This window comes from Pirellulales bacterium, from assembly GCA_033762255.1.
Taxonomy (GTDB): Bacteria; Planctomycetota; Planctomycetia; order Pirellulales; family JALHPA01; genus JANRLT01.
Genome location: JANRLT010000029.1, coordinates 183,964 through 194,850, shown reverse-complemented (window position 1 = coordinate 194,850; position 10,887 = coordinate 183,964). Strand labels below are relative to the sequence as shown.

7 protein-coding genes are annotated in these 10,887 nt (G+C 55.7%); 4 read left to right on the top strand and 3 right to left on the bottom strand.

What is annotated here, in order from left to right; translation table 11 throughout:
- Positions 1-315: 315 nt before the first annotated feature.
- Both SFX18_09130 and SFX18_09125 read left to right on the top strand, forming a co-directional pair.
- Entirely contained in the window at positions 316-1,212 is an 897-nt protein-coding gene (locus SFX18_09130) for a hypothetical protein (GenBank protein ID MDX1963303.1), read from the top strand.
- Between the two features lie 148 nt (positions 1,213-1,360).
- Positions 1,361-2,011, top strand: coding sequence for a hypothetical protein (locus SFX18_09125; protein ID MDX1963302.1), 651 nt, complete (start codon positions 1,361-1,363; stop codon positions 2,009-2,011).
- Between the two features lie 500 nt (positions 2,012-2,511).
- On the opposite strand, the gene SFX18_09120 is transcribed toward SFX18_09125, so the two are convergent.
- The 3 genes from SFX18_09120 to SFX18_09110 form a co-directional block, all read right to left on the bottom strand.
- On the bottom strand, positions 2,512-3,774 hold the full coding sequence (locus tag SFX18_09120) for a hypothetical protein (GenBank protein ID MDX1963301.1): 1,263 nt from the start codon (positions 3,772-3,774) through the stop codon (positions 2,512-2,514).
- 213 nt (positions 3,775-3,987) lie between these two features.
- A complete protein-coding gene (locus SFX18_09115; GenBank protein MDX1963300.1) occupies positions 3,988-4,728 on the bottom strand; it encodes a hypothetical protein in 741 nt (246 codons plus the stop codon).
- A 262-nt stretch (positions 4,729-4,990) separates the two neighbouring features.
- The gene (locus tag SFX18_09110) at positions 4,991-5,461 is read right to left on the bottom strand and encodes a hypothetical protein (protein MDX1963299.1); all 471 of its coding nucleotides are present in this window, start codon (positions 5,459-5,461) and stop codon (positions 4,991-4,993) included.
- A 2,084-nt stretch (positions 5,462-7,545) separates the two neighbouring features.
- Between SFX18_09110 and SFX18_09105 the strand changes: the two genes are divergently transcribed.
- Both SFX18_09105 and SFX18_09100 read left to right on the top strand, forming a co-directional pair.
- Entirely contained in the window at positions 7,546-7,770 is a 225-nt protein-coding gene (locus SFX18_09105) for a hypothetical protein (protein ID MDX1963298.1), read from the top strand.
- A 184-nt stretch (positions 7,771-7,954) separates the two neighbouring features.
- Positions 7,955-10,882: an Hsp70 family protein gene (locus SFX18_09100; protein MDX1963297.1), complete on the top strand. Its 2,928-nt coding sequence runs from the start codon at positions 7,955-7,957 to the stop codon at positions 10,880-10,882.
- Positions 10,883-10,887: the final 5 nt, after the last annotated feature.

Below are 10,887 nucleotides of genomic sequence, written 5' to 3'. Positions count from 1 at the left end.
CGCAGGTGCCCTTTCCCCGTCGTTTGGGTCAACCGGCGGAGTTTGCCGCGTTGGCCCGGCACATTGTGGAAAATGCGTTGCTTAACGGCTGTGTGATTCGCCTGGATGGCGGGTTACGGATGAGCGCGCAGTGATTTCTTTATTTATTTGACAAGCGGGGGAACTCCTTGCCAGCGCTGGGTCGGCGGCCTTATCCTAAAGGTTATCGCCTGACGGACCGGCTGCGGCAAAAAATTTCCGCTGCCAATAATCCAAGTCTGGTGACGAAGTACCCATTTTCCAAGCTTGCTTGTTCTTTAGCCATCAGAGGTAACCATGTCCAGCCAGCTTTGTCAGTTTCGCCGGTCGGGGCTGTTGTTGATCTTGCTAGGAATCAGCGCCATTTTGAATTTTGAGCGGTTAGTATCCGCCCAGGTTTCCTCCGCTCCCTCATCAGCGGATGGGGTCGCTGCCGCGCGGGCCAAATTCCAAGAGAAACAAGCGGAGTTGGAGGCCGCCGCGCGGGAAGCCGCCGCCGCGGCAAAAGAATTAGCCGAACAAGCCCAAAAGGAAGCTGCCGCCGCCGCGGAGGATGCCGTAGCAGCCGCCCAGGAAGCCGCGCGCGAGGCTGCCGAAGCCGCCCGTGAAGTTCTCAATGACGCGGCCAGCGAAGCTGAAAAAGCCGCCCGCCAAGCCGAAGCCGCCGCCCGTGAAAAAGCGCGCGAAGCCTTGGACGCGGCCAAAGCCGCCCTCGATCCTGATGCCAAAACCGCTAAAAACGAGGAAAAAAATCACGCCCTCCAAGCCCAACGCGAAGCGAATTTTGCCAAACTGATGTCCGGTGCCACTCTCGAGGGAAGCTTTACTTCGCGCGATCAGCCCGGCCAGGCCCCCCAGGCTGACAAATACACCCTGGGCAAGGTCTCCCATGTCAAAGGGGACCTCTGGCGCTTTGAAACCCGCATCCAATACGGCAAAACCGATGTTACCGTTCCCCTGACCCTGCGGGTCGTTTGGGCGGAAGACACGCCCATTATTTCCTTGGATAAAATGCTGATTCCGGGAGTGGGAACATTTACCAGCCGGGTCATGATCTTTAATAACAGCTATGCGGGAATGTGGGACGGCGGAGGAGACCATGGCGGGTTGATGTTTGGCAAGATTGTTGCCGCGCAGCCCGCGGAGGCGGTACCTGCTGAGGCCCCGGCTGCCACAAAAGAGCCGGGAAAATAAGGGGTGTTGCCGTAACCTGTCGGGTTCTCCGTGGGTCTTATCTGGCGTGGTTGGGATAGCCAGGGTGCGGTGGAGGGGGATGCGCTTATACCCCCCCGCGCCAGGGTAAGATAACAAGGGGATATTTCGCCAAGTTTGGGAAACTGTAATGGAACTGACGCATCTCGCGATTGCCCTTTTTCCCCTGGCGCTGTATCTGATGTGGATCGGCCTGCGGGGGCTGTCGCGCCGGCCGCTACTCATGCGCGGCAGCACCAATCTTGCGCTTGTGGCCACCGCGGTGTTGGGCCTGCTGTTATGCGGCCCTTTGCCCCTTTTTTTACCGGCTAACACGATCACCCGTTTTGGTCCTTACGTGTGGGTGCTAGTTTTGGCCTTGTACGTGTTAGTCACAATCCTGGCGATGCTGTTGGCTCCCCCTTCCCTCATTGTGACCAATATCAGCAGCGAAGTTTTGCGGCCGCTCGTGGCGGAGATCGTGGGTAAAATGGACCCCTTATGTTCCTGGGCGGGGGAATGCGTAAACCTGCCGCAAGTTGGCATGCAACTGCGCTGCGAAGGACAGCCTATTTTTCAAGCGGTGGTGTTACAGTCGCAGGGTAGCCGCCAAAATTTGCAAGGCTGGGACCATTTGCGCCGGGAACTGCACTCCGCATTGGGTAAGATTGCCGTGACGCCCAACAGTTGGAGTCCGCTGTGGCTTTTAGGGGGGTTGTCCTTGGGGGCTTGGCCGGTGTGGCTATTTTGGAGCGATCAGCAAATGTTGGTACGGGCATTCGGGGAACTGCTGACCAAGTAGCCCGCCGCGTGAGCCAGGGACTGGGAGGCGAGAGACCGGAGGCGAGAGACGAGGATTCTCTGCCCGCAGCGTCAGCAAGGGACTGGGAGGCGAGAGACGGGATGTGAGGATTCTCAGCCCGCAGTGTCAGCAAGGGACTTTGTGGGCCAAAGGCCTGTGTTATTTTGTGGGCCAAAGGCCCAGCCTATCCCAGCCTAGGGCAAGCGCAGCGTCGCCCTAGGTCAATGGCTAGTGACGAATGGCAGGGCCAACGGCCCGATTCATCCCGCTTAGATTCTGTAACCCCCTGATCTGTGAAAATCAGTCTCATCAGCTAATCTGCGTTGTACCGCATTTTAACTTTTCAGAACCAGTCGCTCCGAGGCTCGGAAGTAAATTTAGCCACGGATTTACCTTGTTGATACACGGTGCATTTCCCTCTCTGTGATCTTCGCTAACTTCTGTTCCAATCCGATGTTGTCTCCGCGAATTCTCTTGTAACCATTCCATGGATAAAGCCCTCAATTCATCCAGATGGCAAATCCCAAAAAGTTGCCCCTGAATGTTTGTTGCAAGCGATTGAAGAGTTGGGGATCGACCAGCTCCCCCTCTTCCAGGTAGGGTGCCGCGGCCGTGCCTTGGATCCAGAGCACCACATCCAGCGTGCGCGGTTCAATAAACACCTTGCGGAAGTTGACACCCTGGATTTTTTGCGCGGTTTTTTGGCTGGTGCGCCAAAACGGTAGCAGTTTCTTGCCCGCCAAGATCGCCTCCAGCTCCGTGACAAAGTCCAGCCAGTCCGTCAGCATGACCTGGGAGACTTCGATGCCGTTCCAGCTTTTTTGATTAGGGCCCGGGATCCATTCCGCTCGCTTGTCGGTTTCTTGTTGGATTTCCCCAACCATCAGGCGCGACAGGGAGCACATTTGCTCCCAATGGGCCAGCGTGTTTTTAAGTCGTTGTGGCTCACTGACCGGCAGCCGGATCATGTGCACCAGCGCAATCAGATCCGTAATATCCGTAAACCAGCCATCGTTTGACTGCATTTCTAAAAACGGATATGGCGTCACCGGATCGGCAAAAAACAGATGCGCGCTGACATTGAATAGCTCTTGGCCATCATACGCCAATATTATCTCGCTCAGACCCAGCAATAAATGGCAATAACCGCGCAGCCACAGCACATCGGCGTAATCAAAATCGATTGTATTCTCCGCCTCCATGCCGGGCACAAATCGCCGCAGAATAAGATTTAATTGTTCGTTGGATTCGGTTTTTTCCTTATTGAGATAAGTGATCTGACCATCGCCATCGATATCCAGCCGAGCCTCTAAGAGGCGCAGCGGCAGTTGCAACTCCTGGTCTTGCACACCCGCCAGGGTGGCCTCCGCCTGGGAGAGGGCTCCCTGAAAGTCGATCAGCATTTCGCGAAATTTCTCATAGGTCAGGCGCTCGGGGTGGGGATTTTCTGGAAGGGGCAAACGTAAAAACGGAATATTTCCTGTATGTCGCATGGTAATCCCATGCTTGTACAGGCCTTGGGACCAGGCCTCCGCTCCGCGCAGCACCTGTAATATTCCCAACCCAAAGCGTGCCGTGTCGTCTTGCGGATCCTTGAGCAGCACTCCCTGCAGCGCGGCCACGCCGCCAGCCAAATCCCCGCTCTGCAGATGCTTTTGCACAACTGTGGGGGATATGTCGGCGTATGATTTCTCCGCCGTAAAAGCCGTGGCGAGAATGAATAGCGATATTCCAGCTAGGAATTGGCGACAGAGTGAGTTCATGGCGATCTCGCGCGGAAAAGGAATGGCGAAAAAATAGACGCGTGGCTCTTTCGGTTTGCAGCGTGGCCCGCGGGAATGTCAGATCGATGACAAATTCATCCCCGCCGACTTAACCCAACCACCGCGCAGCATAAGACCCCGCTGCCCCGCAAAAAGTGTCAGCCGCTTTAAAATTTATAGAAATGATACGCTACTTTCCCACCGCACGGTATTTTAAACCGCTTCTTGCTGGTTCATGGCGGCCATGCGGCGGCGCAAATGCGGTTGCGCGTGTAAAAAGCGGGTCACGGTTTGATAATCGACCGCGCCATCCAGCGCTTCGTACAAATCCTCGCAATGTTCGCGGTCATCATCCCCCCACAGGGCCAGGCGCACATCCGCGCGGTCCAGCTCGGTGGGCATGGGAAGCCACTGCGCGGCAAAGCGTTCAGGGTGGGTGTACAGATAGCGGGTCACTCCCGCGCGATCGGCGGGGAGCGTGGCGTCTCGATCGGCGATGCGCAGGGCTTTGGTTTTGCAAAGTTCCGCAAAGCAGCCAATGGGGGATTCTACCGCGGGTTGGCCCGCGCTGGTGCCATAGCCAATATAATCCAAGTGCGGCTGCAGCGCCGCTTGTGTCACCAACCGATCCATTAACTCGGGGTCGACAAACGGGTGCTCCAGGCAAACCCGAACCGCCTGCAAGCAGGGGACATGCAATAGGGTGTCGGTAAATTGTCCCAGGGCGTCGGGACGCTGGCTGGCAAAGCAGGGGACATCGGGGGGGACTAGCGGCGAAACGCGCTCAAATTCGGCGGCGGCGCACGCGACCAAAATGCCATCCATGCGGGCACAATCGGCCACGCGGCGGACCACCCATTCGACCAGGGATTTCCCCCCCAGCCCCCTCCAGGTGGACCAGCGCGGCGGCAGGCGTTCGGCACGAATCTGGACTACGGCCAAAGTGTTGAGCATGGCAGGCTTCCTTTCCCCTCAACTAGTGAATCAATTCCCAGTGATGGACTGTAGCAGCCCGTGATATTTTTGGTCAAGACAAAGCGCGCCCTAACCGGCGAAACATGGGGAAAATCTTTTGCTAGCATATTCCCGCATAAGTTCCACGACCAAGCCCCGGACACAGTCCCACTCAGCGCAAAAAAACAACTCGCCGGCGAACCTGCCGGCGAGTTGTTGGGGGAGCCTGATCAGCGGGGAACTACCCCGTTTTAATCGACGACTACTTTTCGGCTTTCTTTTCGACCTTGGCAAAAGCCTTGGCGAATTTTTCCTTGTCGCCAAAGAGGACTTCGGCCACGTCATCACCCGCCTTCTTGGCTTTGCCTTGGCAATTTTCGCAGCAGAACGCGACCTTGGTGCCAGCCACGTCAATCGCGGTTTCCGCCTTGGTGGGACCACCCGACAGCGGGCAGGCCTTTTGCTCAAACTGGCCGGTCACGACCATTTGATGGCGACTCTTGGCGGCCATCTTGGCGCTATCTTTTTCAAATGCGGCCTTGCATTTTTCGCAGCAAAAATAAACCATCCCACCTTCAAATTCCACGGCTTGATCCGCGCTCACCCCTTCATTTGACGCGGGGCATTTGGCCGCGGCCAGGGGATCCTTGGGCTTTTCAGCCTTATCAGCAAAGACAGCATAACCCACCATGCCCAAGGCCATACAGCCAACCATCAACAGCGACTTCCACATAATCATTCTCCGAAAAAAAGGAACTCCGACAAATCGCAAAAATAAGTGCCGCCGCAAAAGATCGCTCCTTTGCGGCAGCGTTGCACTTGATGGGGCCAGAGCGGCGACAAGTTAAATCTTGCCGCTGATCTGGGCACAAATCCAATAAACAGTGGGCTTACTTAGCGCAGCAACTGGTGGCGCATCCGGTTGCCGCGGTCGAGCTGGTAGCGGTCGTTTCACCGCACCCCGCACAACCGCTGCCACAACATTGTTCCACCGTGCATCCGTCTGGACACTCGCTACCGCAGGCACAGCTGCACAGGCTGGTCTCACAACCCGCGGCCACGCAGCAAGAGCAACCCCCGGCTTGAGCCGTGGTGGAGGGAACACTCAGAGCATAAGTGATCCCGGAACCGGCCACAACAGCGGCTGTCAACAAACCCAAAAAAGTACGTTTGGTAAACATGATAAAATTCTCCAATTAGAAAAGCGAATGGATTCGGCATTTAATCTTTTTCCCAAAGGAAAAAGAGGGGGATTTCCCAAACTTTGCACGCCAAGGCTCATTTCGCCCTGGCAAGAGACGAACGTCCTTGCAAAAGCTAGGAAATCTATGGATAATTCATCCAGCGTCAAACTGGATAGCCATATCTAGAAAGACGGGGAGAGAGGTTGCTCCCGTCAACGGCTCAGGTTGTCCAGCTACAGATCCAAATCCGCAGATCCCGGCCCGCATAGGGCAAGAGTTGTGTGTATTCCCCAGGCAATAAGTGCGAAGGGGGGGCGGGAACAAAGCACAGGCTGGGTAACGCAAAAGTGGTAACCAGTTGCGATTTGGTTTCTAAATTGCTGTTTTCCGGAGCATTCAAAGGATGGGGACGTTGAGGCAACTGCATTTCACATCTGCAGCCACCCTCTTGATACCCTGCAGTAGCTGGGCAACTAGGAGGTGTGCCAGGAGCGTCAAGTGCAACTTGCGCAAAGATATGGGCAGAATGACCACTATTAGTAACATTTGATTGGCAGCAAGTTTTTTTGCTCAACGACAAAGAGGGCTGATTCTTTGTGGCCAATCGCTGGCTTGCAGTTTCTTTACCTGAACAAGAAACGCAACCCGCCGCAGTGGGCTGGCAGCAGCAGTTTTTACTTGTACTAAGACGGCCACTTGTCAGGCAGCAAGACTTGCCAGGGGGATTGCAACAATCTTGAGATTCCGACTTTGACCGGATGTTGGAGACTAATGACTCTCCACAAGCAGCATTACAAGCGCACAGCATCCGGGCGTTCAAAGTCGAGCAAAACATGCCGACTGTTAAAATCAAACCCAGTAATCGGTGTGCGGTCGAGTGCATGGTTATTATCTACATTAAATCTACGTGAATTATTGTGTTCTGGTTGACTCCGGTCAATCGAGAAGTAGACCTGGAAGTCAATTTCCTTATAGAAAAACGTACTTTTCTCTAAAAAGCTAAGTCTCCTTGCTATTTATCGTAATTTATACGGCTTGGGTAAAATAATTCGTAAAATAATCATCCGTAAGTCCATGCTAGCATTAAAATTACAGCAAGTTATCATAACGGAAATTTAAATTAGTGAAATATTTCACAAAACGCTTGACTCTCTGGTAATTCTGGAAATAATTCATTACTAACGCAATGCACATGCGACGCCCGTCTGTTCCTGACATCTAAGAGCATACGGCCTGATTTTTTACCCCAGTTAATGGGGAAAATTCGTCATACGCGGCGATTCGCACGGAAAATTCGCTTTTTCGACGTGCTTTGCCTTCTCACAGGATGTGAGTCGAACCCTAACGGAGTACGTTGCGTACTGGGTTTTCCGCTCGAGGACCACTAGGGTCGCGAACCCCGCGGAAACAAACGACGCCAGTGTTGATGATCCCTTCGCTAGATAAAACTATCTGGCACGTGGGAGATGCAACTAGTGGTTTTTCCGGCTATGTGGCACGGAATGTTGGTTACGCCGGGTAATTGTACGACATTTTTACCATGTCTTGGAAAATGCTTGTCACGCGGACCTCTATTGGGGGGGGACGTGTTGGATAACTTTTTTCCATGACGGATTTTTGTAAGGGTACAGCGATGCGAAAAGTTACCAACGTTTTTGAAACAATCCTCAAATATGGCCATGATGAGGACTTTGTCCCGTATGCGGGGGAAGATTTCTCTCCCACCAATGCGGCCGCCGGTTCACGCGAAAAAATCGACGTGCTCGCTGCCCGGGTGGAAATGGGCATGCCCCTGTGGCACCCCGAAGACCGCAACGACTACAGCGGCTTGACGGGTGTGGTGCGCCCCCGCGATTAATTGCGGTTATTGCACGGTTGATGTACAAAAAATCCCAGGCGGAGCGTTTTGCTCCGCCTGTTTTTTTACCTCAGCCTGTTAAAAAGGGAGATGGTTTTGGTTTAATTGCTTTCTGGTGATCCTTGGCTTTCCATAAGTGAATAAAGACTTATTTTGATATTTTCTTATAATTTGTACCACACCCATGTCGAGCCGTGCTTCTGACCGACCCGCCAGCCGTTATGTGGTGGGCATGGATTTGGGGACCACCAATTCGGCGGTTTCCTTTGTGGACACTTGGGAAATGGAATGGCAAGTAGAGAACTTTTCTATTCCGCAACTAGTGGCTCCCGCGACGATTGAAAGTCGTGAGACGCTTCCCTCGTTTCATTATCAGCCACAAGCGGGAGAATTTGCCCCAGGCGCGCTAAAGCTTCCTTGGTCGTCCGGGGAACACGACTTTTGCGTGGGGGTCATGGCTCGCGATTTTGGTGGAATGAATCCTGGTCGGCAAATCTTGTCGGCCAAATCCTGGCTCTGCCATACGGGAGTTAATCGCACGGCGGAGTTGCTTCCCTGGCATGCCGCGCCGGATGTGTCGCGGCTGTCACCGGTCGAGGTTTCGGCCAGGTACCTGGGGCACGTCCGCGCGGCCTGGGACGCGCGCTATGCGGAATATCCGCTAGCCGAGCAGGATTTTGTGCTGACGTTGCCAGCTTCATTTGATGAAGTCGCACGGGAGTTGACGATTGCGGCCGCCGCCCGGGCAGGCCTTCCCCGGGTGGTCTTGATTGAGGAGCCACAGGCCGCCTTTTATGCGTGGCTAAATTTGCATCGAGATACTTGGGAAACCCATGTGCGGCCCGGACAGTTGATATTGGTTTGCGATATAGGGGGGGGGACCAGCGATTTTACCCTGATCCGCGCGCGGGGGACATCCGGCGGTACGGTCCAGTTTCAGCGTATCGCTGTGGGAGAGCATTTGATTCTGGGGGGGGATAATTTGGATTTGGCGTTGGCCAAGCATTTAGAACAGCGGGCAGTTACCGCCACAGGTCAAGCCGAACTATCCGTCCGCCAATGGGACACGCTCGTTCGAGCTTGCCGCAGGGTCAAGGAAACGCTACTTGCCAATCACGCGCCCCCGGAGGCTACCATTTCCCTCGCGGGGGGAGGGAGCCGGTTGCTAGCGAATGCGGTGCAAATATCCGCCGAACGGGAAGAAGTTCGCCAGCTATTATGTGAAGGATTTTTGCCCTATTGCCAGCTTGGCGATTCCCCCCGCGCGCGGCGCAGCGGTTTTCAAGAGTTTGGCCTCCCTTATGCCGCCGATCCCGCAATGACGCGGCATCTGGCGGCATTCCTTAGCGCGCATCGCCAGACATTAGCCACGCTAGAGGAGGACTCCCCCGACAAAAATGCCAGCGACCCCTGTCGACCGGATTTGGTGCTATTTAACGGCGGATTTTTTCATTCGCCATTATTGCAAACGCGTCTCTTGGAAGTTTTAGAAAATTGGTTCAATGGCGTTGGATCTGCTCCGGGGTCCGCTTGGCGGCCGCGCGTGCTAGCTAATGAGCGGCTGGATTTGGCCGTGGCCCGCGGCGCGGCGTATTATGGAATGGTGCTGCGCGGCCATGGCGTGCGCATCGCCGCCGACCTGGCCCGCACCTATTATCTAGGCGTGTCGCGCCAGGTCTCACAGCATGCCTCCCCGTCAGACCAAGATCGCGATCATGTGTCAGCCGAAACAGAGACGGTTGATCAAGCGGCTTCCACCCGCTGGGCGTTATGCGTGGTGCCCGCCACCGCCGAACCGGGAGAGCAACACACCTGTCCGCGCGAACTGGAATTGCGCATCGCCCAACCGATAGAATTTCCCCTGTATGTTTCTAGCACGCGGTTGACCGATCCGGTGGGGGCGGTGATGCCGGTGGAAACAGAACAATTTCGCCCATTAGCGCCGATTCGCACGGTGATGCAAGCGCGTGGCGGACAAAGCGCGGCGACCGTGCCGGTCCAGGTGCAAGCGCGCCTGAGCGAGATTGGCACGCTGGAATTATGGTGCGCTGAATCCGCGGGTCATCGCCGTTGGCAAATGCAGTTTGACGTGCGGAGCGCCACGCAAACCGACCGGACGGCTCATCGGGGAACGGCGGAACAAGCGGGCTTTTTGGATGAAACGGCCGCGACCGCGGCGCTGGATCAATTGACCGCGACATTTGGTCCCGGGGGAGGCGCGCCTCTGAACACCCTCAATGCCCGCCTGACCGAGGCCATCCAACGCCCCCGCGCCGCTTGGCCTCCTTCCTTATTACGGCGCATCTGGCAAACCTTGGTCGAATTAGAAAACGGCCGGCGGCAATCCCCCGCCGCCGAAGCCCGCTGGCTCAATCTGCTGGGCTATGCGCTGCGGCCTGGCTTTGGCCTGGCGCTGGACGATTGGCGCGTCGCGGAAACCTGGAAAATGCTTTTTGGAAAATTAGCGCACCATCAGGCCAATGTGCAAAACGAAGGCTGGATCCTCTGGCGACGAATCGCGGGGGGGCTGACTGCCGGCCAACAAGCGGCACTGGCCAATCCGCTGCTGCCGGGTTTGCGGGGATTGCACAAACGCCTGACAACAGGCCAGGGGGGGGCGGGCGATTTGACCCTAGCCACCACCGAATCGTTGGAAGTATGGCGCTTGCTCGGTTCCCTGGAACTCTTGTCCGCCCCCCTAAAAATAGAACTAGGCCGCATCATCCTGGATTTGCTTCCACGCAAAAAACTACTCGCCCTGCGCCCCGCGCTGTTATGGATGCTGGGGCGACTGGGTGCCCGAGTCCCCGCTTATGGCCCGCTTAACATTGTCCTGGGAAGTGATGTCGTGGCGGACTGGTTGGCCGATTTGAAACGACAAAAAGCCGACGATCCGCAAGTTTCCTGGGTCATCATGCAACTAGCCCGCCGCACCGACGACCGTTATCGAGATCTTTCTTCCACGACGCGGCAAATGGCGGATGAATGGCTGCGCGGCCGCGAAGCTCCTGAAAGTTACATCCGCCTGGTCACGGTCGGGGGCGAACTAGCCGCCGCCGAACAAACGACCCTCTTTGGCGAGGAACTCCCCATCGGACTGAGTGTGGGTTAATTGCA

Excerpts from the sequence above, each read along its gene's own strand:
- SFX18_09120 (MDX1963301.1), bottom strand. The coding sequence starts at position 3,774 with ATGAACTCACTCTGTCGCCAATTCCTAGCTGGAATATCGCTATTCATT.
- SFX18_09115 (MDX1963300.1), bottom strand. The coding sequence starts at position 4,728 with ATGCTCAACACTTTGGCCGTAGTCCAGATTCGTGCCGAACGCCTGCCG.
- SFX18_09110 (MDX1963299.1), bottom strand. The coding sequence starts at position 5,461 with ATGTGGAAGTCGCTGTTGATGGTTGGCTGTATGGCCTTGGGCATGGTG.
- SFX18_09130 (MDX1963303.1), top strand. The coding sequence starts at position 316 with ATGTCCAGCCAGCTTTGTCAGTTTCGCCGGTCGGGGCTGTTGTTGATC.
- SFX18_09125 (MDX1963302.1), top strand. The coding sequence starts at position 1,361 with ATGGAACTGACGCATCTCGCGATTGCCCTTTTTCCCCTGGCGCTGTAT.
- SFX18_09105 (MDX1963298.1), top strand. The coding sequence starts at position 7,546 with ATGCGAAAAGTTACCAACGTTTTTGAAACAATCCTCAAATATGGCCAT.
- SFX18_09100 (MDX1963297.1), top strand. The coding sequence starts at position 7,955 with ATGTCGAGCCGTGCTTCTGACCGACCCGCCAGCCGTTATGTGGTGGGC.